The following is a 26713-nucleotide window of genomic DNA, read 5'->3' on the forward strand; positions in this document are numbered from 1 at the left end:
ATCATTTGACGACCAGCCTTGGGGTTCGGATTGGGAACGTTTCCAATGCGTCCTCTTCGACATACCGGTGCAGCGTTGTCCGACACCCGTCCGACCAGAGCCTGTTCAGCCAATGGGCGAACCTTTCGGCCATCACATTATTCTGCGCCAGCTCTCCATAAATTTCCTCTTGCGCCAGCCAGTGTTGGGGATTGCTTCGCGCGATGCGGGCTGCTTCGGAGAGTACAGCCCAGTTCGGATCATTCGAAACAATCTCTGACCCGTCATCCCGAAACCCCGCACACATGCGTGCCCAGAGCGCCTCGACGAGGCATAACCCGTCGATTTCAGACCCTTGTGCAAGCAGATCGCGGATTATCGGCAGCACAAAACCGGGATGGCGGGAGGAGCCGTCGAATGCGACCCGGCGTGTCGTGTCATGAATTTGCGGGTTTGCAAAACGCCGCTCAATTAAGTCTACGTAGTTCTCTGGCGTCATACCCAGCACGGGTTCGACGGTTGGGGCAATCTGGGTGAACTGCACTTTGGCGAAGAAGGCCCGGATCGTTTCATGCGCCATGCAGTCCGCGATGGTGGCGACCGACAATAGCTCCCCTGCATTGGCCAGAACCTGATGACCTGCGTTGAGGATGCGAATTTTCATCGCCTCATATGCATGCACATGGTCAGTAAGCACTGCGCCGACCTTTTCCCATTCCGGGCGACCGGTGCAGAAATCGTCCTCAATGACCCATTGGCGGTAGTTTTCGTGGGCTACGGGAGCAGCGTCATCGATACCAAAACTGTGCGAATGGGTAATTTCTCGGGGGCCGGTCGCAGGGACGATGCAATCCACCATCGAGTTGGGAAAGGCACCATGTGTATCGATCCACGCAGCCAGATCAGGATCGATCTGTTCTGCCAGTGCCACCACAAGGCTGCGAGTGATCGCCCCGTTTCCGGAGAGATTATCGCAGCTTTGCACCGTAAATGGTTGATGCCCCGCTGCCCGTCGCAAATCCAGAGCCCGGACAATGGCGCCGAAGGCGGAATTCGGGGCGTCGATCCGGTCGATGTCTGCCACCAGTTCCGGATGAGACAGGTCCGGACGGCCGTTTGACGGATCGATAAAATAGCCCCCCTCGGTAACCGTCAAGGACACTATCCGAATAGCCGGGTCTGCCATCCGCGCGATCAGCGCGCCGTTTCCATCTTCGATGGGTAGGTAATCGATCATGGCGCCGGTAACTTCGGCAGAGATGCCATCTGGGTCCAGTTCGATCAAAGTCGTCAGACAGTCTTGAGCCATAAGTTTGTCACGCATGGCCGCGTCATAGGACCGTACACCAGCCCCGACGATCGCCCAATCCTGCGCCAGACCGCGCTGCATCAGCCGGTGAACGTACCAGGCCTGGTGGGCCCGATGGAAATTGCCGACGCCAATATGGACGATGCCCGGATTAAGCGCGCTGCGGTCATAGCGTGGGACATCGACCGCCATCCGGGTCAGGTTCTGGTCTGAAAGGGGGATTAGCTCATCCATTGTCCGCCATCCACATTATAGGTTTGCGCGACAACGTAGTTGGCCTCATCGCTGGCCAGGTACACGGCCATGCCAGTCAGATCTTCCGCCCGTCCAATGCGGCCATAGGGAATATCCGCCCCGACCTCTGCTTTCTTTTGACCCGGCGCTTTGCCTTCAAGGCGTACGAAATGGGCGTCAACGCCATCCCAATGGTCCCCGTCAACCACACCCGGAGAGATGGCACTCACGTTTATTCCATGCTGGATCAGGTTGAGCCCCGCAGATTGTGTCAGTGAAATAACGGCTGCCTTGCTGGCGCAGCAAACCGCAACCAGCGGTTCACCTCGCTGACCGGCTTGCGAAGCCATATTGATAATCTTGCCAGGCAGCTCGCGGTCAATCATGTGGCGGGCGACGGCTTGCATCATCAAGAGCGTGCCCGCGACATTAACCACGAAAGTGCGATCATAGTCGTTATGGGTAACATCCACGATGGGCGCTGCAGCAAATAACTCGGCGTTGTTGATCAGGATGTCGACCTGGCCAAGCGCGACGACAGCTTCAGCCACGCCTGCTTTGATACTGGCCTCATCAGCGACGTCGAGCGTGATTGCCACCGCCCCGATTTTCCCGGCGGTTTCGACCACGCCGGGGTGAATATCCGCAATCGCCACGCTCGCACCTTCGGCGATATAGCGCTCGGCGAACGCGCGCCCGATGCCTCGGGTGGCGCCAGTGATCAGGACTGAATTGCCGGTCAGATGCATCAGCCGATCCGCTGTCCATTGGCATCAAACCTGTGCAATTTGTCCGCCTGCGGGGTCAAAAAGATCGGGTCGCCGTGTTTGACCGCCATGTCGCCGCTGATCCGCACGGTGACCATGTCTGCAAGCCCGGTGTCGTGAACATGGACGAAAGTGTCAGAACCAAGATGCTCGGCCACACCAACGCGGCCTTTCCACAGCCCTTCGGTCGTCGAAACATTGGTGTGTTCAGGTCGGATACCGATGGTGACCGCATCGTGTTTGGCCGCTTCGTCACCTTTGATGAGGTTCATTTTGGGAGACCCGATGAACCCCGCAACAAACTCATTCTGTGGTTTGTGATACAGCTCAAGCGGGCTGCCCACCTGTTCGATCAAGCCGGCGCGCAACACGACGATCTTGTCGGCCATGGTCATGGCTTCGACCTGGTCGTGGGTCACATAAATCATGGTGGTTTTCAGCCGCTCATGCATCTCGGTGATCTCAAGCCGCATCCCCACTCGCAGCGCGGCATCAAGGTTTGACAGCGGCTCGTCGAAGAGAAAGGCCAGAGGCTCGCGCACGATCGCCCGCCCAATGGCAACACGCTGACGCTGGCCACCGGATAGTTGGCCCGGGCGGCGATCCAGATAATCCGTCAAGTTCAGCGCCTTGGCAGCAGCCTCGATCCGCCGGTTCTGCTCATCCTCCGGCACCTTGGCCATGCGCATCGGAAACGCGATGTTTTTGCGCACCGACATATGCGGATAGAGCGCGTAGGATTGGAACACCATGGCCAGACCGCGCTTGGCGGGCGGTGTGTCGGTCGCCTCGGTCCCGTCAATGTGGATCGCGCCGGTTGTCAGATCTTCGAGCCCTGCGATCATCCGCAATAGCGTGGACTTCCCGCAGCCCGAAGGGCCGACAAAAACAGTGAACTCTCCGTCTTCGATGGTAAGATCCAGAGGTGGGATAACGTTGACGTCGCCAAAGGACTTCGTGACTTGTGTAAGTTTGATTTGTCCCATGATTTCGTTCCTTATTTCACTGCGCCGAAGGTCAGACCACGGACGAGTTGTTTCTGGCTGAACCAGCCGAGTATGAGGATCGGGGCAATCGCCATGGTCGAGGCGGCACTGAGTTTTGCGAAGAACAGGCCCTCGGGGCTGGAATAGCTGGCGATAAAGGCCGTCAGCGGGGCTGCATCGACCGCCGTGAGGTTCAGCGTCCAAAAGGCTTCGTTCCATGCGAGGATGAAGTTCAACAGCAAGGTGGATGCGATACCGGGCACCGCCATGGGCGTCAGCACGTAGAGGATTTCTTCCTTAAGGCTCGCGCCGTCCATTCGGGCCGCTTCAAGGATTTCACCAGGGATTTCCTTGAAATAGGTGTAGAGCATCCAGACGATGATCGGCAGGTTGATCAGCATTAGTACCAAGACAAGGCCCACTTTGCTGTCCAGCAACCCGAGGCTGATGAAGATCAGGTAGATCGGATAAAGAACCCCGACCGCCGGAAGCATTTTGGTGGACAGCATCCACAACAAGACATCTTTGGTCCGTTTGCTGGGCACAAAGGCCATGGACCAGGCCGCCGGAATGGCGACGAGAAGCCCAAGGATCGTGGAACCGCCCGCAATGAAGATCGAATTCCACAGAAAGCGTGCATAGTTCGACCGTTCCATCACTGTGGCGTAGTTCTCCAGCGTCCAGTCGAAGTTCAGGAACAGCGGCGGGTCCGCAATTGCCTGAGCTTCGGGTTTGAAACTGGTGAGAATTGTCCAGAGGATTGGGAAGAAGATGAGCAGACCAATTCCCCAGGCGACCACGGTGTTGATCATTTTGCGTTGCGTCGTAACTGCGCGTGCCATGTCCGCCTCCTCACGCGTCCAGATTCTTGCCAACGATGCGCATCAGGAAGATGGCCACAATATTGGCGAGAATGATTGCATAGACACCGCCCGCAGAGCCCAGACCCACGTTCTGGCTTTCCAGCACGCGCTGGAAGATCAGGTATGTCAGCGTGCGAGAGCCGAAGGCGCCCCCGGTGGTGACGAAGATCTCTGCGAAGATCGACAACAGGAAGATCGTCTGGATCAGCACGACGATGGTAATAGCCCGGCTGAGATGAGGCAGGATCAGGTTGGTGAACCGCGCGAATGGCGGTGCTCCGTCCATCTCGGCAGCCTCCAATTGTTCACCGTCGAGCGACTGCACGGCTGTCAGCAGGATCAGTGTGGCGAAGGGAAGCCATTGCCAGGATACGATCATCACGATGGACGGGATCGAGGCTTCCGAGAGCCAAGACACGGGTTCGGCCCCGAAGAACCGCCATAGATGCGCAAGCAGCCCGTTGGTCGGGTCCATGAACATGTTTTTCCAGACCAGAGCCGACACCGTGGGCATCACAAAAAACGGGGCAATCACAAGGATGCGGACCACGCCTTGACCCCACATCGGTTGATCCAGAAATAGCGCCAGTAATACTCCAAGCACCACGGTAATCACCAGCACGCACCCAACAATCAAAAGCGTGGTCCAGACAGCAGGCCAGAATGCGCTGGAGGAGATGAACCGTATATAGTTGTCAAATCCAGCCCAGCTTGGCACCCGGTCAGGGCGTAAAGGAAAGTAATTTCGGAACGAGAAGTACAAAGTCATAATCAGAGGCACGAGCATCCACCCCAAAAGCAGCACAACTGCCGGGGCCATCATCAATCGGGCCGCAGATCGAGAATGCCGTGTCGCCATGACAAAGCTCCTTTTCGCGTCGTATTGAACGAAAACTTAGCGGAAAAGAGGCGGCAGGTGTGCCGCCCCTTCCGGGAGGAAGATCAATAGCCCGAGGCTTCCATCTCTTCAGTGGCAATTGCCTGCGCTTTTTCAAGCGCTTCCTCGACACTCTGCTGACCAGCGTAAGCGGCCGAGAATTCCTGGCTCACCTGGCTGGCAATCCCCGCAAATTCCGGGATCGCAGCGAACTGGACACCGACATATGGCACCGGATCAACCGTTGGGTTGCTCGGGTCAGCTGAAAGTATGCTGTCCAGCGTCATCTGTGCGAAGGGTACTTTCTGGTATTCCGGGTTATCATAGAGAGACTGACGTGCGCCGGGCGGAACGTTGGCCCATCCTTCGTTGGCGGCAACAAGTTCGATGTAGTTCTTGGAGGTGGCCCACTCGATAAACTCTTTTGCGGCACCTTCCTTCTGGGTGCCTGCCGGGATGGCAAGGGCCCAGGCCCACAGCCAGTTGGCGTTTTTACCCAGACCGGTGTTCGGCGCCAGCGCGAAACCGACATGGTCAGCTACAGTGCTGTCGGTCGGGTTGGTCACAAATGATGCCGCAACAGTGGCGTCGATCCACATGCCGCATTTGCCCTGCTGGAACAGGTTCAGATTTTCGTTGAAGCCGTTGGTGGCATAGCCGGTGGGGCCACTTTCATCCATCATACCTTTGAAGAAATTGAGCGTGTTCGCCCACTGCTCGGTGTCGAATTGAGGTTTCCAATCCTCATCGAACCATCGCGCACCAAAGGAGTTGGACATGGCAGTGATGAACGCCCCACCTTCACCCCAACCGGCCTTGCCGCGCAGACAGATGCCGTTGATATCGGCGTCGCGATCGGTCATCGCTGCGGCCGCTTCACGGATGAACTCCCAAGTCGGGCTGTCGGGCATTTCCAGCCCTGCCTTTTCCATCAAATCAGTGCGATACATGATCATGGAACTTTCACCGTAAAACGGCGCGGCGTAGAGCGTGCCGTCATGGCTCAGGCCACCAGCCATGGCGGGGAGGATGTCTGCTGCATCATATTCGGCGCTCAGGTCATTCAGCGGTACCAGCCAGCCGTTTGCACCCCAGATCGGCGTCTCGTACATGCCGATGGTCATGATATCGAACTGGCCGCCTTTGGTGGTGATGTCGGTGGTCACGCGCTGGCGCAGCACGTTTTCTTCCAGCGTGACCCATTCAACGTCGTGACCGGTCGCCTCGGTGAATTCGTCAGTATAGCCCTGCATCCGAACCATGTCGCCATTGTTCACGGTAGCAATGGTGATGGTATCTGCGTTGGCCGCAACACCGACCAGCGTCAATGCGGTCGCGGTGAGCAGTGAACCTCGCAATGTCATCCTGATTCCTCCCAAAGATAGACAATGGACAATCCTAGATCGAAACATTTCGCTGCGTCAATCTTATTTTTTACGCGCGTAAATTTTTTGATTTATGCCGATTCCCGCATGACCAGTTGTCCCGGGTTTTCAATCAACAGAGCATCAGAACCATCTGTTTCACCTTCAATAATTCCAACAAGCCGCTGAGCGGAAGATTTCGCAATTGCTTTGTAGTCTTGCGCAATAGTCGTCAGACGGGGTCCAGTGAAACGGGCAAATGGATGATCATCATGCCCCGCAATTCGCAGCGTACTGGCCTCGGTCAAACCGACTCGAACCCCATGCGCGTAGGCTGCCGCCAGCATGCCGATGGCCAGACGATCATTGCTGCAAAGCACCGTGTCAGTCGCAAAATGGCCCTTGCTGATCATCTGCCCTCCTTCTCGGAATCCGATGTCTTCAAAAGCCCAACCTTCCCCTTCCGCCTGATAAATGTTCGGCGTGAAACCCAGGCGTTCCATACTTTCCAGATAGGCCGCATGACGCTTTCGTGCGTTTGGATTCAGGGGCGTCTTCATCTCAAAAAAGCAAGGAGGTGACCCACTGCGGCACAGGTATTCCACCATCAGATCGATGCTTTGGAAATTGTCGGTTCCGTAGAAAGGCAGCCCGCTTCCTTCAATGTTGGCATCGAAGAGAACTATCGGCAGACGTTTGCTGAATTCCAGAACTGCATCCTGTTGCGATATGCGACCAAAAGGTGCCAACAGTACGCCTGCCGGTTTTAATGCAGCCAGGGACGCCAAATTGGCGACCTCCTGTTCAGGATCCCCGTGAGAGCTGAGAATGATCGGGCGGTATCCAGCGTCGATGCAAGCCAGCTCAGCTTCACGTCCAATTTCTGTAAAGAACGGGTCCGCAAGGTTTGGAACAATGATGCCAATATTTCGCGTCGTCCGGCGGTTTTGGTTGATGGCATAAACGTTGGGAGTGTAGTCAAAGGTTTCCAGCGCTTCTTCAATTCGTTTGCGGGTCGAGGCGCGGACCGAGTTGGGGTCGTTGAAGTATTTGGAAAGCGTTGGTCTGGAAATCCCGCTGACCTGCGCAAATTCCTCCATCGTGTTTACTTTACGCATGTTCACTTCTTCTGCGCTGCAATATTTACACAGGAATTTCTTTCTTAACTCGCGAAAAAAATCAACCTTTCCGAATTGAGTTTTTGAAAGGATGCCCCCGCCACCACAGTGGCATCCAAATACCGACAGTGCGATGGAATATCTATGGGCGTCCCACAATGGGTAAGATATCAGACGAAATTGGCGTTTGCGTCATGAACTGACACAACGAGCCAAATAGAAGCGAAGAATGCACTCTTCCATCTGTGTGCGCGGGTGACGAATTTTTTTTAGTCCCACCCAAGGACTCGAGTTCTACAACGAATTTTTGCAACCCGCTTTTTGCCACCAGAGGCGAGCGAAGTGCTTTAGACAAGCACCTGGTGCGTTTGATTTTAGGCCAAATCCCTTGCCACGTTACGTCTTTTCCGAGACTTGTTTATTGGATAATCTCGCGCGCTCTCGAAATGCGGACATTCGAGCACGGCGCAGCATTAGTAGGATTGGGCTCAGAACGGACCAATGCCAGCACGGCAACAACCAACGTCGTGCGGCTCTGACACCGGCCATTCCTTCAGACCGTAGACTCGTCCCGTCAGTGCGGTGCTGATGATTGGGTGTGGAGGGAGGATCGGAGGGCATATCATGCCAAGAGTCCAACTTCCCGCAGTCACCCCAAAGCGCAAGGCTTGGAACAAAGGACGCATCATCGGTCAGAAGAGGCCGCTGCTGCCGAAGCAGGCCTGGGCAATCCGGGCACGACTCGAATTGGCAGGTTATCTGCGCGATCTGGCTCTGTTCAATGTCGCCATCGACAGCAAGCTGCGAGGTTGTGACCTAGTCAAACTGGCCGTTTCCGACCTTGTCAAAGATGGCCGCGTCCGGGAACGTGTATTGGTCATCCAGAGCAAGACCAAGCGACCGGTCCAGTTCGAACTAACAGAAAACACGCGAGAAACTGTCTTGAGGTGGATCAAATCACCCGAGATGTTTGCGTGCCGGTTCATGTTCCCAAGCAGGTTCCACGACCGTCCACACCTTTCAACCCGCCAGTATGGGCGCTTGGTGCGTGATTGGGTGACGGCAATTGGCCTTGAACCGAGTGCGTACGGAACCCATTCACTGCGGCGAACAAAGGCGGCGGTGATTTATCGAAAGACCGGCAACCTCCGCGCGGTCCAATTGCTGCTCGGCCATACCAAGGTCGATAGCACTGTTCGCTATCTCGGCGTTGAACTTGAAGATGCCCTAAGCATCGCTGAGCGTATCGATATCTGAACTACCTTGGCGAACGGTCCTGCCGTTCGCCATTCCGAAGCGGGTGTCCGTCCCTTTTGCGGCATTGGTCGGTGCTGAGCCCTCAGCTGCCTTTTCTGCATCTTGCACGAGTGACTTCGAAGCACTGATTGCCGCCGTTGGCCTGCAAAAGGACGGCCGATAACCGTCATTCGGCTTCGGTCAATCTAGCTGTTGTGGCACACATCACATGAGACATTCGGGGAAACGCAAAACTTGGACACCTGTTTAGATCTCTAACGCGGGCCGCAGTCCTGTTCAATGCGATCCTGAGACTAAGCTGTTTGTCCTTGCGGACAGTTCTTCGTTTTGTGGAGGATCAATTTCGAATGTTGTGCGACCAAATCAGCCAATTCTGGCCGGCAGGACCCGCAATTCGTTCCAGCCTGAAGAGCATCTCCGACACTATCAACATCGGTCAATCGCCTGTCGTGTATAGCGCGGATGATGGTGTTTAGACCGACCTCGAAACACGAGCAGACGATTGGTCCGCAGTCGTCGGAATCAGCAGATGACCGACCAGAGAGAATTTGCTGGGGCGCAACCTCAGGCAAAGCCGCCAAATAATCTCGCATAAGTGTTGTCGGTTGGCGAGAAACAAAGAGCGCTGCCAAAATTTGCCGCCCGTCTGAGAGCGCAATTCGGTACGAACCGCGTTTGGAATCTTGTACTGAAGTCACCGTTGCATCCGGCAACCCGACCCAATCGCGCGCAGTCTTTTCCCAGTCTTCTACGATCTGCTTCCCAGCTAACTCCATTCTGTAGCCGTTGCTTGTTTTTGCAGCTGCCCAATACTCCGCCCTAGGCAACACTGGTTCAACTGAAACGGCGAAACCGTACCATGCAGCATGCATACGTCGTACAGATACCGCTGTTGACTTGCTCTCCGGTTGTCCGGAAATCGGATCAGTAACGCTGGGAACTATGGCGTTTACACGGGCGGCCGGGGCCGTTTCTCCAGTCCAGTGAATGGGCGCGAACACATTTCCAGGCGCAATAGCTTCAGTGATGCGAAGCCGAAAAATGCCGCTTCCGACTGAGCTGCTAACTTCGACCAAATCGGCGGGATAAAACCCCAGCTGATCGACGTCCTTCGGGTTCATTTCCAAATAGGGCTCGGCCAGGTGCGCCGATAAGCGAGGCGACAAACCGGATCGGGTCATGGTGTGCCACTGATCCCGATTTCTCCCTGTGTTCAACAGGAATTGGTAGCGTTCTGATGGCTCTGCCCTGGGCGTTCGATGGATGACCGGCACAAACCGCGCCTTGCCGTCAGTATGAAAAAACTTCCCGTCACCGAAGAAACGACCGTCAGCTTTCGGCGATGTCGTTGGCCACCGTGTCGGGCACATGGCATCATAGTCTTCGTCGCTGATGTCCGAAAACCTAGCAATCTCAAAGTCTTTACCGAATAAAACGGCAAGCGAGGACATGTCCGCATATTCTCGAAAAATCTGCGCCGGAGATTCATAACTGAAAGCCTCTGTCCAACCCATACGGCGACCCACATCGGCCAAGATATCCCAATCCGCGCGTGCCTGTCCCGGAGGGGTCAGAACACCACGTTGCCTGCTGATCGTGCGGTCAGAGTTGGTTACTGTGCCGCTTTTTTCGCCCCATCCTGCGGCTGGAAGCAAAACGTCTGCTAAGCGCGCAGTGTCTGTTTGGGCCGTCAGATCGCTTACTACGGTGAAGGGGCAGTTTTTGATCGCCGCCTTGACTCGATCGGCGTCCGGCATTGTGACTGCTGGATTGGTGTGGATGATCCATAGTGCTTTGATCTGGCCATCTTCGATGGCGCGAAACATGTCGACAGCTTTGAGACCGTGCTTCTGCGGCATCTTCGGTGCGTTCCAGAATTTCCGGACTGCTGCGCGGTGGGCATCGTTTTCGATATCCAAATGGCAGGCTAGCATATTGGCTAGGCCGCCCACCTCTCGACCACCCATGGCATTTGGTTGACCGGTTACCGAAAATGGCCCCATTCCTGGGCGCCCGATCCGACCACTGGCCAGATGGCAGTTCAGGATCGCGTTGACCTTGTCGGTTCCGCTAGAGGATTGATTGACGCCCTGACTGAAGATTGTGACAACGCGCTCGGTGCCAATCCACAGATCGCAAAAGGCTTCAATCTCATCTGAGGTAAGCCCCGTCTCATCAGGATCGTCAAGCTGTGCCAGCTCGAGGGCTTCCGAGAATCCAACGCTGCGATCCAGAAAATCTGCGGCAACGTGCCCCGTCTTGTGAATGCTGCGCAGCAGGCGGTTGAACAGAGCGACGTCGCTGCCGGGTTGCAACGCCAGATGTAGATCGGCCTGATCGCAGCTCGCGGTTCGACGTGGGTCAATAACCACAATCTTCGTGCCACGCTTACGCCGTGCGGCAATGACGCGCTGATAAAGAACGGGATGGCACCAAGCCAGGTTCGAGCCAACCAGGACAACCAGATCAGCCTGATCCAGATCCTCGTAGGTTCCGGGCACCGTATCGGTGCCAAAGGCGCGTTTGTGCCCTGCCACGGTTGAAGCCATACATAGCCTTGAGTTGGTGTCGATGTTCGCCGACCCAATGAAACCTTTCATCAGCTTGTTGGCGACATAGTAGTCCTCGGTCAGCAACTGCCCCGAGACGTAGAATGCGACACTGTCGGAACCATGTTCGGCAATCGTTGACGAAAACCGATCTGCAACCAGTTGCAGCGCATCGTGCCATTCTGCATCCTGTCCAAACACACGCGGGGCCAACAGGCGGTTGTCCAACCCAACCGTATCACTCAGTGACAAACCCTTTGAACACAGGCGACCGAAGTTCGCTGGATGGTCGGGATCGCCTTCCACGGTCAGCCCCCCTGCACCATCAGGTCGAAGCAGAACGCCGCAACCTACACCACAATAGGCGCAAGTCGAACGAACCTCTGGTAAGCCGGTGCCGTCCATCAAGCTGCGCTCCGACGGGTCACCGCGCTGTCGTCCAGCAGGATGCGACCGTCTTCGATACGCACCGAATACGTTGCAATCCGCCCATCATCTGTGCCTTGGGCTTCGCCAGTGTTCAGGTCAAACACCCAGTTGTGCAGGGGACAAGTCACGGATTGCCCATGCACGATGCCCTCGGACAACGGCCCACCTTTGTGTGGGCAGCTGTTGGTGGCAGCGAAGATTTCGGCTTCGGCGGTGCGGAAGACCGCGATGCAGCCGATATGCGTTTTCACCAAACGCGCGCCACGCAGTGGGATGTCGTCGATATGTCCGATGTCGATCCAGCTCATTCTGCGGCCTCCAGTGTGAAATCTGCGATCGGCGCATAGGTCTGCGCCTTGTCCTTGACGTGTTCCGCCCACGGGTCCTTACGGTAGATGCTTTGAGACAGCTCGAACCGTTCGACCAGAGCGGCACGGTTTTCCCGGTCCTCCACGACCTGAGCTTTGACCCAGTCCATGCCCACTTTGCCCAGCCATTTATACAAACGGTCCAGATACTTGCCGCCTTCGCGATAGGCTTGGGTGACGGCCATCACGACTTCAATCGCTTCGTCTTCGGTTGGGACCTGACAGAGCAATTCAGTCTCTTTGACGTCCATACCCGCGGCACCGCCGATGCTGATCTGATACCCTGAGTCCACGCAGACCACACCGATATCCTTGCAGGTCGCCTCGGCGCAGTTGCGCGGGCAACCTGACACCGCCAGTTTCAGCTTGTGCGGAGTCCACGACCCCCACAGGATTTTCTCAAGCTTGATGCCGAGACCCGTGCTGTCTTGTGTTCCAAACCTGCAATGATCGGTGCCGACACAGGTTTTGACCGTGCGCAGGCCCTTGGAATAGGCGTGGCCAGAGACCAGACCAGCCTGGTTCAGATCCGACCAGATGGCGGGCAGATCCTCGCCCTTCACGCCCAGAAGATCGATACGCTGACCGCCCGTGACCTTCACCGTCGGCACATCGTATTTGTCTGCCGCATCGGCAATGGCCCGCAATTCTTCGGGGGTGGTGATGCCTCCCCACATGCGCGGAACAACGCTGAACGTGCCGTCCTTTTGGATATTGGCGTGTTTGCGTTCGTTCACGAACCGGCTTTGCGGGTCGTCTTGGTATTCCAGCGGCCAATCGGCCAGAAGATAGTAGTTGATCGCGGGACGGCAGACATGGCAGCCGTTGGGCGTGGTCCAGCCCAGCTCTTGCCAGACGGCGGCCTGGCTTTTAAACTCCTGCCCCTTGATCAGACGACGTACATCTTCATGGGTCAGATCGGTGCAGCTGCAGATCGGTTGCGCCGTTGGCATTTGGAAGTCGTCGCCCAGAGTGACTTGCAAGACTTGCTCGACCAGCCCCGTGCATGTCCCGCAGGACGCGCTGGCCTTAGTGCCGGCGCGCACAGCACCCAGATCACCGGCCCCTGCATTGATCGCCTCAACAATCTCGCCCTTGCATACGCCGTTGCAGCCGCAAATCTCCGCCTCAGGCGGCAATGCTGCAACGGCTGAGAGAGGGTCCGCGGTGTCGCCCCCCTGATAGGCGGGCCCAAAAATCAGCGTCTCACGCATTTCGTCGATGTTGGTGCCATCCTTGATCAGACCGAAGAACCAACTGCCATCGGCAGTGTCGCCATACATGACCGCGCCGACCAGACGATCCTCTTCGATGACCAGCCGCTTGTAGACCCCGCGCGAGGGGTCGCGGAACACGATGTCCTCACGCTCAGGCGCGTCCGCGAAATCACCCGCGCTAAACAGATCACAGCCGGTGACTTTCAGCTTGGTCGAGAGGGTTTTCTGAACAAACGCAGCCTCTTCGCCCAACAGCGCCTGCGCGGCGACCTTCGCCTGATCATAGAGCGGCGCGACAAGACCAAAGACCGCCCCGTCATGTTCGACGCATTCGCCCACTGCAAAGACATCCGGGTCCGAGGTCAGCATCTGGTCATCCACATGGATGCCGAGCCCGGTGGCCAGCCCCGCCTCTTGTGCCAGAGCCGTGTTGGGACGGATGCCCACGGCCATGACCAGCAGGTCACAGGGCAGTTCGGTTCCGTCCTCCAGCAGTAATGCGCGGACCTTACCTTCCTTCCCTAGAATCTCCTTGGAGTTCGCTTGCAGACAAATCTTGATACCTTTGTCTTCCAACGACTTTTTCAGCAAGTAGCCTGCGGCCTCGTCCAGTTGCCGTTCCATCAGGTGGCCCATGATGTGGACCACGGTGACGTCGACGCCATGGGCCGCCATGCCCGCAGCCGCCTCAAGCCCCAGCAAACCGCCTCCAATTACGACGACCTTGTTGTCGGGCCCCATGCCCATCATCCGCTGCGTGTCTTCAAGATCACGATAGGCAATCACCCCTTCCAGATCATGCCCGGGCAGAGGGATCATGAACGGGTTCGACCCGGTCGCGATCACCAACTTGTCGTATGGAACGTGGCCGTTCTCGCCCTCAACCACCTTCATCTCACGGTCGATCTTGGCAACCTTTTCGCCAAAGCGGCAGGAGATTCCGCGCTCGGCATACCAGGTGTCATCATGGGTGACGATTTCATCGTAGGTTTTCTCGCCCGACAGGACCGGGCTGAGCATGATGCGGTTGTAGTTCCCGCGCGGCTCGGCGTTGAACAGGGTGATGTCGAATGCATCCGGCGCAGCGTCGGTCAGGTGTTCCAGCACCCGACCCGAGGCCATGCCTGCGCCAATGACAACAAGTCTCTGCTTCATGATTTCACTCCGCTGCAATCGCCTTGGGGGCGGGTGTTTTTGGCTTGGCGCCGTGTTCGTATTCTTCGAGAAAATCGAGGACTTCCTGCCGGTAGGCGTAGTAGTCCGGATGTTCCAACAGGGCCTTGCGGGCACGCGGGCGCGGCAGGTCGACCTTGGTGATCTTGCCGATTGTCGCCTGCGGGCCGTTGGTCATCATCACCACTCGGTCGGCCAGTAGGATCGCCTCATCCACGTCATGGGTCACACAGATTGCGGTGACCTTGGTGCGGGACCAGACCTCCATCAGGACTTCCTGCAATTCCCAGCGGGTCAGGCTGTCGAGCATCCCAAAGGGCTCATCCAGCAGCAGGAGTTTTGGAGACAGGGCAAAGGCGCGGGCGATGCCGACGCGTTGCTTCATGCCGTTCGACAGATCCGAGGCGGATTTGTCCATCGCATCGGCCAGTCCGACCCGTTCCAGATAATACTCCACCACGTCCTTCCGCTCGGCCATGCTGACCATGGGATAGACCTTGTCGACGCCAATCGCGACGTTTTCCTTGGCGGTTAGCCATGGGAACAAGTTCGGCGATTGGAACACGACGGCGCGTTCAGGATCGGCCCCTTCAACGTGACGACCATCCAGCTTAATCGCGCCTTTAGAGATGTCGTTTAGCCCGGCCGCCATGGTCAGAACCGTGGATTTGCCACAGCCAGAGTGGCCGATCAGCGAGATGAACTCACCCTTGTCAATCTTAAGGTCGAAATCCTCAACGACGGTCAAAGGGCCTTTGGGCGTCGGATACACCTTGTGCAGCTGCGAAAAGTCGAGGAAGCGGTTCTCGATCATCCCCTTCTGCGCCTCGGCTACCGCCGTTGGAACCCCGTGGATCGGGGTGACATCCGGCAGAATACGAGAGCCTTCGACCTTGGCCTCGATCCCCACATCCATCAGATACTTGGTGACGTCAGCGCGAAGACGTTTGAACGTCTCATCGTTGTTCATCGCACCCCGATCCCGCGGGCGTGGGATCGACACGCGGAACTCCTGCCCCAAAGTCCCATCAGGGTTCAGCGCAATGATCCGGTCGGCCAGAATGATCGCCTCATCAACGTCATTGGTGATCAACACGCAGGTCTTTTTGTCGGCCTCCCAGATGTGTTCGATCTCATCTGCCAGATTGGCGCGGGTGAGCACGTCAAGCGCCGACAGAGGTTCATCCAGCAGCAGAACTTCGGGGTTCATCGACAAGGCGCGCGCCACGTTGACCCGCTGGCGCATCCCGCCGGACAACTCCGCTGGGCGGCGCGTTGCGGCATGGCTGAGACCCACCATCTGCACATAATGTGCGACCTTCTCGGCTTTCTCGACCTTGCTGAGGCCAGAAAAGACCGTATCCACCGCCAGACCCACATTGCCGCTGACCGTCAGCCAGGGCATCAGAGAGTAGTTCTGGAAGATCACGCCACGCTCGGGGCCTGGACCTTTGATCGGGGCACCTTTGAACGTGACCTCCCCAGTGGTCGGGCTGTCTAACCCGGCCATCAGGTTTATCAGAGTGGTCTTGCCGGTGCCCGAAAAGCCGAGGAGCACCAGAAACTCGCCCTCTTGCACGTCCAGATCGATGCCTTTCAGCACATCCGTGCGCGCGGTGCCCTCGCCAAATGATTTCGAGGCGTTCTTGAAGCTCAGAATGCTCATCGCGCTCACCGGTTGTTCGTGAAGGTAAACAGGGATTGCAGCGCGTACATCACCCGGTCCAGCAGGAAGCCGATGATGCCGATGGTGAAGACTGCGACCATGATCTTGGCGAGCGAACTGGAGGAGCCGTTCTGGAACTCATCCCAGACAAACTTGCCCAAGCCGGGGTTCTGCGCCAGCATTTCCGCCGCGATTAGAACCATCCAGCCGACACCCAGCGACAAGCGCAGGCCGGTGAAGATCAGCGGCAAGGCCGAGGGCAGCACCAGCTTGGTGATCTTGGTATAAGTGTTCATTTTCAGAACCTTGGAAACGTTCACCAGGTCTTTGTCGATGGATGCCACGCCCAGAGAGGTGTTGATCAGCGTGGGCCAAAGCGAACACAGGGTCACGGTGATGGCAGAGATCAGGAAGGATTTCGCAAACCAACCGTCATTGGTGACGTAGACCGCCGAGACAATCATGGTCACAATCGGCAACCACGCAAGCGGAGACACCGGTTTGAAGATCTGGATCAGCGGATTCAGTGCGGCATTGGCGGTCGGGGACAAACCAGCGGCAATGCCAAGCGGCACGGCGACCACTGTGGCGATCAGAAAGCCGAAAAACACCGTTTTGATCGAGGTCCAGATTTGCTGGTAATACGAAGGTGCCCCGGTAAAGGCGACTTCCTTCACCTTTTCGGGCTGACCGGCATCGATGAACTTCTGATTGCGCTTTTCGACCATCGCTTCGAATTTGGCGCGCTTGGCGGTCTTGGCTTTTGCGTCTTCGTTCAGGCTGACCATCTCGCTCCAAACCTGCGCAGGTCCGGGGACCGCACCAAGTGAAGTCTGCACCTTGGGGGCCAGTGTGGCCCAGAGCAGCAGGAAGGCACAGATCGACAACAGGGGAACGATCAGCAACCGCCAGATTTCGGTCATCTGCGCACGTGGGTTGTCTCCGGCGGCGGCCTTTAGGACGGGCGTGGCCCAGCTGAGGCCCAGCACCTGAAACCACTTGTCAGCTGCGTTGATGCGGGTGAAAAGGCGGGCGCGACGTTCCTCTCGGGCGGCGTCTGCGTTGAATTCGGGATCGACCGTTGTCATCTGATGTGTCCTTGCGATGGCGGGGCACTGTTTGGGCTACGCCCAGCAGATGCTGGGCGCGGATTTTCGGGATTAGCCTTGCACATCCGAACCGACGATCGTCTGACCGTCTTTCAGACCGATGGAGAGGCTTTCGAGATAGGCGTTGGGTGTACGACCGTCATAGGCGATGCCGTCGATGATATCCTCGGCCGGGGTCGGCGCTTTGTAACCGTCGCTGTCCCAAGGGAAGTCGGATTCATTCGCAAGGCCTTCGTCGACCAGCAGGCGAGCGGCCTCCAGATAGATTTCAGGCTTGTAGACGGATTTAGCGACTTCGTCGTACCAACTGTCGGGTTTGGATTCGTCGATCTGACCCCAGCGGCGCATCTGCGTCAGGTACCAGACGGCGTCAGAGTAGAACGGATAGGTCGCATTGTAGCGGAAGAACACGTTGAAATCGGGAACCTCGCGCTTGTCACCTTTTTCGTATTCGAATGTGCCGGTCATCGAGTTGGCGATGACGTCATAGTCCGCGCCCACATATTCTGGACGGCTCAGGATCTCGACTGCCTCGGGGCGGTTGGCGTTGTCGTTTTCATCCAGCCACTGCGCCGCGCGGATCAACGCTCTGGTCACAGCCAGAGTGGTGTTTGGATATTCCTCGGCAAACTCGGCGGTAATGCCGAACACCTTTTCAGGGTTGTTTTTCCACAACTCATAGTCAGTGATGACCGGAACGCCGATGCCTTTGAACACGGCCTGCTGGTTCCACGGCTCACCGACACAATAGCCGTAGATTGTTCCAGCCTCCAACGTCGCAGGCATCTGCGGCGGAGGCGTCACCGACAGGAAAACGTCCGCGCCGATCTGACCGGTTACGTTTTCAGGGCTGTAGAAGCCCGGGTGCAGCCCACCCGCCGCCAGCCAATAGCGCAGTTCGTAGTTGTGGGTCGAGACCGGGAAGACCATGCCCATATTGAATGGCTTGCCTTCGGATTTGTATTTCTCAACGACCGGAGCCAATGCCTCGGCGCTGATGGGATGCTGCGGGCGGCCGTCGTCCATCACGGGGATATTCGGCTTCATTTCTTCCCAAATCTCATTGGAAACGGTGATACCGTTGCCATTCAAGTCCATCGAAAAAGGGGTAATGATATGCGCCTCGGTGCCGTAACCTATTGTTGCGGCCAAAGGTTGCCCGGCCAGCATATGCGCACCGTCCAATTGCCCGTCGATCACGCCATCCAGCAGCACTTTCCAGTTGGCCTGTGCCTCAAGCGTGACGAACAGACCTTCATCCAGAAAATACCCATTCTCATAAGCCACCGCCAACGGTGCCATGTCAGTCAGTTTGATAAAGCCGAAAGTCAGTTCATCTTTTTCAAGCTCCAGCTCGGCCAATGCCGGAGACACAATCGCTGTCGTCGCAGCGAGGCTCAGAAGTAGCTTTTTCATCTCGGTCCCTTTCGTTTCAGCCCATTTCGATTGGGCAAACAAAAAAGCCGCCGACACACACCGCCAGGAGGAAATGGCGGTTGGTCGAGCGGCTTTGCTCTTGTGAGGTGCCCAGCGTTCTAGGCGAATTCCTTCGGTGGGCATCGTTGCCTGCCGATGAACTGATTAAGCCAGCCGCATATCGGGTGGTCACCAAAATTCGCCATATTGGCGTGGAAATTTCTGCGATGCAGCGCGATTCAATGCTGCGGTGCAAAAAAATTGTGCAACCTTATCCGGTCGGCTCGAAAATGCGTCGGTCAAAAAACATGTTTTGCGGCAGAATCAGGCTGCCCGTCGCCGAAGCGACAGCCGTCGACTCGGTCAATGCCCCTTCCAGCTTTTCGGATGCGCCTGGTGTGTCAACACCCAGTCCTTGCAATTCGCGACGATAGAGATCGCTGCGAAAGACCTTGGCGGCCTGTCGTTCAGCCGTCGCAGGGTCCAACCCGTTTCGTTTTGCGAGTTGATGCGCAACCCATTTCGCCTGACTGCGCCAGGGGAAAGTTGCTGCGCCATCAAAGAACTCGACAAATCCCTCCACTTTGCGCTGCTCTCCACGCGCAGAGATCGTGAACTCACCCATAAGGGCACGGTCAACCAACTCGGGCGAGACATTGAGGTAGGTTTTGCGCGATAGCATCTCTGATGCGGTGGTCCGGCTGTCCGGGTTGGACAGCCACCGACCCGCCCGCCAAACCGCCCGCATGAGGCTGCCCAAAAGATGAGGTTCAGTTTCCGCCCAATCGTTTCTGACGGCCAGTACCTTTTCTGGTGCGCAGGTCCATATCGCTCGGCCAGGCAGAAGCAAGGCACCAACATTATCGTCTACCGAAAAGGATCCCCACGGCTCACCTACGCAGAACGCGTCAATCTCACCGCTGGCGAGAGCTTGCGCCATCAGTGGCGGCGGGACGGTACGGATTTCGACCTTTTTTGAAGCTAGACCCGTTCCGGCAACCCAATAGCGCAGCAGTTCAACATGCATCGCAAACGGAAATGGAACGCCAAAGACAAGAATATCACCAGCGGCTTGCGCCAATGTATCCCCGGCGGCTTGGGCGTCTGAAAAATCGAACTCATACCCCATATCCGCCAGTCGCTTGGCCAATTTGGTGCCGACACCGATGACATTGCCATTCAGGGACAGGACCGACACGGCGGAAAGCGGTGTTGCGATACCCCCCAAACCCAAAGCCATCGCCACGGGCACCGGAGACAACAGATGGGCTGCGTCGACATGGCCGAAGGCCAACATATCCCGCAACGATGACCACGATGGTGCGGGGCGAAGGTCCAGCGAGATCCCTTCTGCATGGTCAAACCCCATCTCGCGCGCGACAATCAGCGGGGCCGCGTCCACCAAAGGCATGTAAGCGACAGGCAGCGTTACCGTCCTCATGAGAGCAACCCCGACGCTGTCACCAAGGCCTCGGCCACGTCTGCAACGCGCCGGTTCTGGTTCATCGCAGTTTTACGCAGCAAGGCGTAGGCCTCGTCCTCTTGAATGCCTTTGGCCTTCATCAGCAGGCCCTTGGCGCGGTCGATCAGCTTGCGCTCTTCCAGAGCACGGCGGGTTTCGGCCAGTTCGGTTCGCATCTGACGTAGCACCTGAAACCGGGCGATGGCGGTATCGATCACGGGTTTGATGCGCTCGGCTTGCAAACCATCGACCACATAGGCCGACACCCCCGCCTCAACGGCGGTTTTTGCCAAACCGCCCGCCGCGCCCGAGACGAACATGGCCACTGGTCGGTCCAATGGGCCAGACGCAACTGTCAACTCCTCCAGCATATCCCGCGATGGATTGTCTATGTCGATTAGAACGATGTCTGGGCTATGCATTGCAATTTTACGTGCCAGCCCTGAGACATTGCCGATCACAAAAACGTCTACGTCTCCGGACTCCTTTAAGGCATCCACAATGGCAAACGCACGTTCTTGATTCCGCTCAACGACAACGACAGTGAGGTGTTGTTTCATAGGCACCTAAGTGAGCCCAAGCTTTATCGATCGCAATTCAAAGGCCACCAAGTATCTCACCAGGCCACCAGCATGCCTATTTTATCAGCTTATTTTTATGTGCCGCGGAATGTCTGCACAGTTTTTCGACATGCCATCAAAGAAATCTGCACCGAACACTGTCATGACGCATTGGATCGACATTTTGGCTTTCGACAGGGCCACTCTCTGGATCGTTTAGATCGAAAGGCGCTTCCACAGATGATGCGAAATCGAAGGTCGGCTTTGACAGCCAGAACCAAGCCACTCCACTATCGCTGCGAAAGTCCGCTTTCCGCCACACCTGCTGGGGTCGCCGTCGCTATCCGCCAGCAGCTGCTATTCGAGCAACAGCAGTGAATTCATTCAAAGTCCGCGCCTTGACTGTTGGTCCTGGTTGCAGCGAATGGGAGGTTTCAGATCTGGGCTTCGACCTGACCTGAATGACTGGTATGGCGACATCGGCTGCAATGCAGCGACAAGTGTGCGGCATCGGCAAACGGATGCTGCGTAAGCAAACTCCCGGAAGGGCAACGGCTGCAAAGTCCACTCACGCGATATTGGTATTCTGGTTTTGAACGTCCGGAATGTGCGGTTCGCTACGTGCCGCACATGCAAAAGACAGAAGCTCGGTCGACGGCGGCAAAGGGCTCATAAAACCCATTTGAGCTAACCGCAGAGAGTGGCAGCAGCGAGCCCAAAGTTACCAGTGCTGCGCCAAGAATGAATGACTGCTTGGGATGACTATCGTCGCATCATCTGTCATCGGTTTGTCGTTAATCGAGATTTCGGAAGACGCGCGACCTGCGTGATTACGCGGATTGCACGTATTGATTGTTCTCCAGAGAGTGTCAAATTACAAGCATCCAAGACAACCCCCAATGTCGTTGCGCAATTGTCACCTGCTGCAGTCGAAGAGCGAAGCGGTCATTTGGCGACATTTCAGCGCTGGGGTTCAGGCTGTTAGGCACGCTGGGCTGCTTAACGGGCCGCGTTTCCGACCGTCAAAACCGCATGTCCTACGTGTCCTCCAAGTAACAACAGAGCTGTTCGAGAAAACCCAACTTGCACATCAACGCATCACCGTCCGGCTGATCTGGCGCATTTTCTCAAGGTCGCGCACTTTGCTGACGACGGCTGCATGGTTGGCACCTTGCGGGTCGCGCAGAAACGTCATTTTGCCGACCGCGTCGCCAAAAACCTCTCGGTGTTCGGCGTGAAATTCTGCCATCTCGTTACAGACCGGGATGTGAGAGACACGACAGATGGATACGAGCATAGTCATGATCTGTGCTTTCAAACATTGGATAAGCCAGCCGATTGGCGGGCATATCGAATGTTATGCACGATCAGCTTAATACGACTGAACACGCACTATCGACTTCATAATCTCATCAGGTCGAACAAAGATTGACCTACTCAGAACCATGGCACCCGTCCAAGTTTAAGCGTCAGGCCTAGAAAGCTTCACTGTCATTTCTTTTGATATGCTGGCATTTTCGAAGTTCTGAATATCATTTTCATATGCGGCCTTTGCATCACGCAGGGAGCGCTCTAGTCGCCGAAATCCATTCATAGCAGAAAACGACTCAAGATCGTTGAGTAAATCCATGATCCAAACGAACTGCATCATACCAGCTTTCCTTGATTGCAAGATTGGAACAAATTCAGCCGGCATAGATTAACGATTTGATAATTTTTAAAAAAAATTTGGTCTCAACGCTACTGATTTAGATGGTAATGGGATCAGATCTTTGCGCCAAAAATTTAAGAAAAATTTCAATATTCTCCTAAAGGATCTGCACAACCCTAGGGAGAATCACGGCGATGATCTGCGCTACTACCACGCCCTTCCAGTTCAAAGACGCCATAGAAGTACTCAAGCAGCCCGTGTCACAAATCGAGTTTGCCTGGATGCTTCTACAACCGCACTTTGGTACAAGCGTCACCTTCGGATGCGGCCGCAACGAAGCACTTCCAAACTTCTACGATATCCTCGCCATGAGCGCGCTAATCGCACTTTCAGCAACGCCGATAGAGTTGGAACGGCTTATTAAAACTTCAACAATGCTTGCGAATGAAGTCGCTCTATGCATTGAAAACTACGACCTTGGCGATCCACTGGGTGCTCAACACAGAACCCAGATATACAGGCAGATTCAACTACTTATGGATGAGAAAATTTTAGACGACGCCGTCAAAGAAGCCAAGATAAAGCCCACTGTAGCTAAACAAGTGATTGATGTATTACAACAGGTTAGGAAAAGGCTGCTAAAAAATTCCTTGGTCGCGAGTACTACTTAGCAACTGTATCTTTTACCCAGCTTCAGCGCTCCAGTTTTGGCTCGACTTGCACAATGCACTTTCTATTGTGACAAGCTTGGGAGCGACGGCGACGATAATCGTCGCGTGTGCGTTCTCGGCGTTGCTAAAACGGTTTGCAAGTGCTTTCAGTACCGGGTTGTGATTGACGGCAACAAACGCGGTTTTGGAACATCTCATGCGGAAGTAATCTGAGCTCTTGACCGATTGCTCATTTTTCGCCAACGCGCCGCTGCCAAGTGCAGCGGGCGCAAATCCCACAAAAACAGCGATCTAAAGCGTTTCGGGAAAACCTGAATCGGGGGGGATCTCATGTAATTCGGATTGTGATCCATCTTGGTTGGTAGGATGGAATAAGTCAGCACCATTGCCGGCAAGGCCTCGTGCGCGGTTTCAGTTATACACTAAAGAAGGACTCCGTATACGCGCTGCAGCGTTTCGTCTGAAACTCTCACCTGAAGCGAAATCTCGCTGGGCATGTCGGGTCAAGACCAGATGTCAAGCGGTGTTTGCCCATGTGGACTGCCTCCGCGATACAGGCAAGCTGGCCCTACATCAGACCTTCTTCGAAAACTAGTGAGGCAGCTCAGACGTTACACTCTTTGAATCGAGGGGTGATCTGGTGGACGTGGAAGGAGTGCAGGCCCTCATTCCCCCATCGCCGAGGCACGCCGACGAACTGGCTGTCTCCGAATACATAAACGACTTCCTCAATCCGCGTCGATAGCAGTCTGCCTTTTGTGAAATGCCCTTTGGTTTCGCAACCAAGGAAGCTAATATGAGAAGCAGGAGGGACCTCAAATTGTGATTGCTCAAAAGCGCAAACCGCAACACGTCCGCCATTCGCCTGACAAACACCTAATGACAGAATGTTACTATCTTCGAGGTTTTGGCTTCTCATAGAAACTCCAGCAATCCGAAAAGCGGATCTCATCAACATCAAGTGCAATTCGGCTTTGGTCCATGCGCGAAAATACCGAATGGGAGCGTTTTGTACGCAGTAAGAACTCATGAACAACGCGCCCAATTCGCCTGTCTTTTGATGATTGCTCCAAGAGCAAAGCATTAATATTTGTCATAAGATCGGTCTGTCCGAGCTTAAACCTGTCTAAACCCCTAAATCCGGACTTGGTTGTTGGCTCAGTATTTTCGTAGTTTGCGTCTGATGGCATTGCCTCCAATGCGCGTTCTGCCTCATAGGCCTTCATCATGTTCGAATAGAAATACGCTGAAGAACCAACCATTCGTTGGTTTTCGTTCTCCCCATGATCTATGAATGTCTGAAAAGTCGAAATAAGCCATCTCGTAGGCAAGGTGGCGAGCAATATTTCATGTTCTTCTTCCCACAAGCGATGAAATAAGTATGCCGCATGTTCCGTGTGTTCCGTGTTTCGGCGCAAGTAGCTTATGGTCAACCCAAGCACCAGGCAAGTTCGAGGCTGTCCATTGAAGCGGTGGCTGAGAATTTTAAGCTGCTTTTTCATGTCCGAACGCTCACCGAATGGCGGGTTTTTTGAACCGGATACTGGTCGCATTCGAAATTTGGTCAGATCAGAAAATGGGCGCGGAAGCAAACAAGGTTGATTTTGGGAGGGCACTCTTCCTATCGCACGAGTCCACAGTTTTTCTAAGTCTTCTGACAGCCATGTAGGTTTCGTTTCACTAGGTGGCCACATAGGGAGTACCAGTTCTTCGGGCTCCCAGACAATGCTTGTTGCGTCACTCCGCAACCTTGATTTGGCGGTGTTCTTTGCTTCTCGTGAAGCACTTGATCGGTTTATAGCTTCGAAAATGGCCAGAGTGCTCGTTGGCGGAGAAGTGTTTACGCGTGTCACTTTGGAGGACTGAAATTCTATGCTTTTCCTATTTAGAATCGTGCGCAATAGTGCTTGAGCGGAACAAAAACTCTCTTCTTCTCGATAAGGAATAGTAATAAAGTTTGATCTGAGTTTGGCTCGAGGTCTTTCTAACACCGCTTCCCAAAGTTGGTCGAAGTGTAGAAACGACCGATACTGCTCCATTGAAGAGAACACTGTGTGGTGTTTTGTGAGTTGAGTGTAAGAACTTTTGATCCAGTCATCCGGATTTCGAACGAAAAAATAGAACTTGCAGACATGGTCAGGAAACGCCTTTCGAATGACGTTAATGTTCTTCCAGAGGTTTGGGTAAGGTCTTCTTTTTTTTGAACGGCCTGGCAAATCGCCGGCCCAATCTTCGCAGGAAATTACACAATCGCCTCGCTTACCGTCTAGCAATTGAGCCAATGACCGTAGATCAAGTGCAGCCTGATCCCATTTACAACGCATCAGTGATTCTGCAACCTGCGTGATCTCCTGACCTATCAATGGATACAGCTGAAAACGCTTCTCCAAAACGTCACGTTCTTGCCGCAATGTTTGCTGTATGGCTGATGACCCCGTTTTGTGCGGCCCCAAATGGATATGGATGGTTTTGGTCATTGGGCTTCCATTTGCAAATATCTCGGCGGACAACGGCAGAGGCAAAAATCCTCAAGTCCCGTTGACATGTTTATTTGGTTTTCTTTCAGCGTTGTCGCAAACTTCGCAGGTGCTGCCAAGTTGTTGACCAGGTGTTTAGTCCCGGAATTTGGTGGATTGGATTCAGGATGAGGCGGTCCGGTTCTGAAATCCAGCTTTTGCAAATGTGTTCGTATGGTGCGAGTCCATCGAGTGCCTTGAGTCGGCAGGCGTATTTGTGCGCATTGAAGAAGTCGGCGAGGTTGCTACGAAGCTGGTCGTGATTGTCGAAATGGTACCGCTTGACCTTGCCGTTGACCTACAGATGGTTCGGTTTTGCCATCCGGTGTTCGATTCCATTGGCTTCACAAGCCATGTCTATCCGCGTTGACCTGAAACAGATGGTATTTGGTACTCGGGACCGTTCAGCGAATTGGATACCAATGTTAGTAAGAACCATGTGAATGCGGTAGGGCACAGCAACCAGCAGGCGTTCGAGGAACTCTCATACCGTCTTTCGGCTTGCTTTCTCCGCCAGTTGGGCCATTGCGAACTTGCTGGTTCGAGCAATGGCAACAAAGAGATGGATACTTCCCTCCTCGTTTTGAACTCACCGATATCAATGTAGAAGAAGCCGGTTGGGTAACGCTTAAACTGTTTACTTTGGGTTGTCGCCCTCGACGCAACTTACCTGAATACGCGCCGCTTCCAGCTTGAAGGGGAAAAAGAGGGCCACGGACATCTGACCGGCCACACGAAGGGCGGCATGAATACTAAGCTGCACGCAATCTGTGACAGCAAGAGGGGGCCGCTGAACCCGTTCGCCACCGCCGGTTAGGTTAGCTGATTACATCGGCGCGTGAGCATTGCTGAGTAGAATATCGGATGTTGATTGGGGGAAGGAGAACTTGGTCACGACGCAGATTGGTTCAGCGAAGCGTCGAAAGACTAAGGTACACGTGCCTGCGTCCCGGGTCGAAACCAACGCAAGACCATCGTCAAATATGACAAGGCCAATACAAACGCCACATCCGCATTGAGATCATGATTTGAAGACTGAAAGACTGGCAGCGTGTGGCAACTAGATACGACCGATGTTCGAAGGTCTTCCTCTAGGCCATCGCTCTGGTCACAGTCATCATCTATTGGCTATAAGTCCTGGCTCTAAACAAATCAAAACATACGCTCAAACA

General features: G+C 55.2%; 21 protein-coding genes and 1 pseudogene. 4 read left to right on the top strand and 18 right to left on the bottom strand.

Annotated features, from left to right (window positions below):
* Window position 1: 1 nt before the first annotated feature.
* The 7 genes from ACR0NW_RS05960 to ACR0NW_RS05990 all read right to left on the bottom strand — a co-directional run bounded on the left by ACR0NW_RS05960 (window position 2) and on the right by ACR0NW_RS05990 (window position 7497).
* Window positions 2-1522, bottom strand: a complete 1521-nt coding sequence (locus ACR0NW_RS05960) for a mannitol dehydrogenase family protein (RefSeq protein ID WP_480448394.1) — start codon at window positions 1520-1522, stop codon at window positions 2-4.
* The gene (locus ACR0NW_RS05965; protein ID WP_480449580.1) at window positions 1510-2274 is read right to left on the bottom strand and encodes an L-iditol 2-dehydrogenase; all 765 of its coding nucleotides are present in this window, start codon (window positions 2272-2274) and stop codon (window positions 1510-1512) included. Before ACR0NW_RS05965 ends, ACR0NW_RS05960 begins: the two co-directional genes overlap by 13 nt.
* Entirely contained in the window at window positions 2271-3275 is a 1005-nt protein-coding gene (locus tag ACR0NW_RS05970) for an ABC transporter ATP-binding protein (protein WP_480448393.1), read from the bottom strand. The genes ACR0NW_RS05965 and ACR0NW_RS05970 overlap by 4 nt, the downstream gene beginning before the upstream one ends.
* Window positions 3276-3286: 11 nt before the next feature.
* Window positions 3287-4117 (bottom strand): carbohydrate ABC transporter permease, encoded by an 831-nt coding sequence (locus tag ACR0NW_RS05975; protein WP_480448392.1) that lies wholly within the window; start codon window positions 4115-4117, stop codon window positions 3287-3289.
* A 10-nt stretch (window positions 4118-4127) separates the two neighbouring features.
* Window positions 4128-4997 (bottom strand): carbohydrate ABC transporter permease, encoded by an 870-nt coding sequence (locus tag ACR0NW_RS05980; protein ID WP_170651125.1) that lies wholly within the window; start codon window positions 4995-4997, stop codon window positions 4128-4130.
* A gap of 83 nt (window positions 4998-5080) precedes the next feature.
* Window positions 5081-6379: an ABC transporter substrate-binding protein gene (locus tag ACR0NW_RS05985; RefSeq protein WP_170651126.1), complete on the bottom strand. Its 1299-nt coding sequence runs from the start codon at window positions 6377-6379 to the stop codon at window positions 5081-5083.
* Window positions 6380-6471: 92 nt separating this feature from the next.
* Window positions 6472-7497 carry a LacI family DNA-binding transcriptional regulator gene (locus ACR0NW_RS05990; protein WP_480449579.1) on the bottom strand — a complete coding sequence of 342 codons (1026 nt, stop codon included), beginning with the start codon at window positions 7495-7497 and terminating at the stop codon, window positions 6472-6474.
* A gap of 624 nt (window positions 7498-8121) precedes the next feature.
* On the opposite strand from ACR0NW_RS05990, the gene ACR0NW_RS05995 reads away from it, so the two are divergent.
* Window positions 8122-8754 carry a tyrosine-type recombinase/integrase gene (locus ACR0NW_RS05995; protein ID WP_480448391.1) on the top strand — a complete coding sequence of 211 codons (633 nt, stop codon included), beginning with the start codon at window positions 8122-8124 and terminating at the stop codon, window positions 8752-8754.
* Between the two features lie 293 nt (window positions 8755-9047).
* Here ACR0NW_RS05995 and ACR0NW_RS06000 read toward each other — a convergent pair whose 3' ends face one another.
* From ACR0NW_RS06000 to ACR0NW_RS06045, 10 genes are all read right to left on the bottom strand, one after another.
* The gene (locus tag ACR0NW_RS06000; RefSeq protein ID WP_480448389.1) at window positions 9048-11708 is read right to left on the bottom strand and encodes a molybdopterin-dependent oxidoreductase; all 2661 of its coding nucleotides are present in this window, start codon (window positions 11706-11708) and stop codon (window positions 9048-9050) included.
* Complete coding sequence (nirD, locus tag ACR0NW_RS06005; RefSeq protein ID WP_480448388.1) at window positions 11708-12040, bottom strand: nitrite reductase small subunit NirD; 333 nt, start codon at window positions 12038-12040, stop codon at window positions 11708-11710. The genes ACR0NW_RS06000 and nirD overlap by 1 nt, the downstream gene beginning before the upstream one ends.
* Window positions 12037-14472, bottom strand: coding sequence for a nitrite reductase large subunit NirB (gene nirB / locus ACR0NW_RS06010; protein ID WP_480448387.1), 2436 nt, complete (start codon window positions 14470-14472; stop codon window positions 12037-12039). The genes nirD and nirB overlap by 4 nt, the downstream gene beginning before the upstream one ends.
* 4 nt (window positions 14473-14476) lie before the next feature.
* Window positions 14477-16156, bottom strand: a complete 1680-nt coding sequence (locus tag ACR0NW_RS06015) for an ABC transporter ATP-binding protein (protein WP_480448386.1) — start codon at window positions 16154-16156, stop codon at window positions 14477-14479.
* A gap of 5 nt (window positions 16157-16161) precedes the next feature.
* The gene (locus ACR0NW_RS06020; protein ID WP_480448385.1) at window positions 16162-17244 is read right to left on the bottom strand and encodes an ABC transporter permease; all 1083 of its coding nucleotides are present in this window, start codon (window positions 17242-17244) and stop codon (window positions 16162-16164) included.
* A gap of 72 nt (window positions 17245-17316) precedes the next feature.
* Window positions 17317-18681, bottom strand: a complete 1365-nt coding sequence (locus tag ACR0NW_RS06025; RefSeq protein WP_480448384.1) for a CmpA/NrtA family ABC transporter substrate-binding protein — start codon at window positions 18679-18681, stop codon at window positions 17317-17319.
* 271 nt (window positions 18682-18952) lie between these two features.
* On the bottom strand, window positions 18953-20122 hold the full coding sequence (locus ACR0NW_RS06030; RefSeq protein ID WP_480448383.1) for a CmpA/NrtA family ABC transporter substrate-binding protein: 1170 nt from the start codon (window positions 20120-20122) through the stop codon (window positions 18953-18955).
* A complete protein-coding gene (locus tag ACR0NW_RS06035; RefSeq protein ID WP_480448382.1) occupies window positions 20119-20703 on the bottom strand; it encodes an ANTAR domain-containing response regulator in 585 nt (194 codons plus the stop codon). Before ACR0NW_RS06035 ends, ACR0NW_RS06030 begins: the two co-directional genes overlap by 4 nt.
* A 1090-nt stretch (window positions 20704-21793) precedes the next feature.
* A complete protein-coding gene (locus tag ACR0NW_RS06040) occupies window positions 21794-22006 on the bottom strand; it encodes a hypothetical protein (RefSeq protein ID WP_480448381.1) in 213 nt (70 codons plus the stop codon).
* 159 nt (window positions 22007-22165) lie between these two features.
* On the bottom strand, window positions 22166-22354 hold the full coding sequence (locus ACR0NW_RS06045; RefSeq protein WP_480448380.1) for a hypothetical protein: 189 nt from the start codon (window positions 22352-22354) through the stop codon (window positions 22166-22168).
* A gap of 194 nt (window positions 22355-22548) precedes the next feature.
* On the opposite strand from ACR0NW_RS06045, the gene ACR0NW_RS06050 reads away from it, so the two are divergent.
* Window positions 22549-23025 carry a hypothetical protein gene (locus tag ACR0NW_RS06050; protein WP_480448378.1) on the top strand — a complete coding sequence of 159 codons (477 nt, stop codon included), beginning with the start codon at window positions 22549-22551 and terminating at the stop codon, window positions 23023-23025.
* 893 nt (window positions 23026-23918) lie between these two features.
* Here the strand turns inward: ACR0NW_RS06050 and ACR0NW_RS06055 are convergent.
* A complete protein-coding gene (locus ACR0NW_RS06055; protein ID WP_480448377.1) occupies window positions 23919-25502 on the bottom strand; it encodes a hypothetical protein in 1584 nt (527 codons plus the stop codon).
* 256 nt (window positions 25503-25758) lie between these two features.
* On the opposite strand from ACR0NW_RS06055, the gene ACR0NW_RS06060 reads away from it, so the two are divergent.
* Both ACR0NW_RS06060 and ACR0NW_RS06065 read left to right on the top strand, forming a co-directional pair.
* Window positions 25759-25911, top strand: a complete 153-nt coding sequence (locus tag ACR0NW_RS06060) for a hypothetical protein (RefSeq protein ID WP_480448376.1) — start codon at window positions 25759-25761, stop codon at window positions 25909-25911.
* Window positions 25912-26190: 279 nt separating this feature from the next.
* Window positions 26191-26636 (top strand): annotated as a pseudogene (locus ACR0NW_RS06065) (transposase family protein); the annotation flags it as partial.
* Between the last annotated feature and the right edge of the window lie 77 nt (window positions 26637-26713).

This window comes from Ruegeria sp. CF5, from assembly GCF_056537325.1.

Excerpts from the sequence above, each read along its gene's own strand:
- ACR0NW_RS05960 (WP_480448394.1), bottom strand. The coding sequence starts at position 1,522 with ATGGATGAGCTAATCCCCCTTTCAGACCAGAACCTGACCCGGATGGCG.
- ACR0NW_RS05970 (WP_480448393.1), bottom strand. The coding sequence starts at position 3,275 with ATGGGACAAATCAAACTTACACAAGTCACGAAGTCCTTTGGCGACGTC.
- ACR0NW_RS05975 (WP_480448392.1), bottom strand. The coding sequence starts at position 4,117 with ATGGCACGCGCAGTTACGACGCAACGCAAAATGATCAACACCGTGGTC.
- ACR0NW_RS05980 (WP_170651125.1), bottom strand. The coding sequence starts at position 4,997 with ATGGCGACACGGCATTCTCGATCTGCGGCCCGATTGATGATGGCCCCG.
- ACR0NW_RS05985 (WP_170651126.1), bottom strand. The coding sequence starts at position 6,379 with ATGACATTGCGAGGTTCACTGCTCACCGCGACCGCATTGACGCTGGTC.
- ACR0NW_RS05990 (WP_480449579.1), bottom strand. The coding sequence starts at position 7,497 with ATGCGTAAAGTAAACACGATGGAGGAATTTGCGCAGGTCAGCGGGATT.
- ACR0NW_RS05995 (WP_480448391.1), top strand. The coding sequence starts at position 8,122 with ATGCCAAGAGTCCAACTTCCCGCAGTCACCCCAAAGCGCAAGGCTTGG.
- ACR0NW_RS06000 (WP_480448389.1), bottom strand. The coding sequence starts at position 11,708 with ATGGACGGCACCGGCTTACCAGAGGTTCGTTCGACTTGCGCCTATTGT.
- nirD (WP_480448388.1), bottom strand. The coding sequence starts at position 12,040 with ATGAGCTGGATCGACATCGGACATATCGACGACATCCCACTGCGTGGC.
- nirB (WP_480448387.1), bottom strand. The coding sequence starts at position 14,472 with ATGAAGCAGAGACTTGTTGTCATTGGCGCAGGCATGGCCTCGGGTCGG.
- ACR0NW_RS06015 (WP_480448386.1), bottom strand. The coding sequence starts at position 16,156 with ATGAGCATTCTGAGCTTCAAGAACGCCTCGAAATCATTTGGCGAGGGC.
- ACR0NW_RS06020 (WP_480448385.1), bottom strand. The coding sequence starts at position 17,244 with ATGACAACGGTCGATCCCGAATTCAACGCAGACGCCGCCCGAGAGGAA.
- ACR0NW_RS06025 (WP_480448384.1), bottom strand. The coding sequence starts at position 18,681 with ATGAAAAAGCTACTTCTGAGCCTCGCTGCGACGACAGCGATTGTGTCT.
- ACR0NW_RS06030 (WP_480448383.1), bottom strand. The coding sequence starts at position 20,122 with ATGAGGACGGTAACGCTGCCTGTCGCTTACATGCCTTTGGTGGACGCG.
- ACR0NW_RS06035 (WP_480448382.1), bottom strand. The coding sequence starts at position 20,703 with ATGAAACAACACCTCACTGTCGTTGTCGTTGAGCGGAATCAAGAACGT.
- ACR0NW_RS06040 (WP_480448381.1), bottom strand. The coding sequence starts at position 22,006 with ATGACTATGCTCGTATCCATCTGTCGTGTCTCTCACATCCCGGTCTGT.
- ACR0NW_RS06045 (WP_480448380.1), bottom strand. The coding sequence starts at position 22,354 with ATGATGCAGTTCGTTTGGATCATGGATTTACTCAACGATCTTGAGTCG.
- ACR0NW_RS06050 (WP_480448378.1), top strand. The coding sequence starts at position 22,549 with ATGATCTGCGCTACTACCACGCCCTTCCAGTTCAAAGACGCCATAGAA.
- ACR0NW_RS06055 (WP_480448377.1), bottom strand. The coding sequence starts at position 25,502 with ATGACCAAAACCATCCATATCCATTTGGGGCCGCACAAAACGGGGTCA.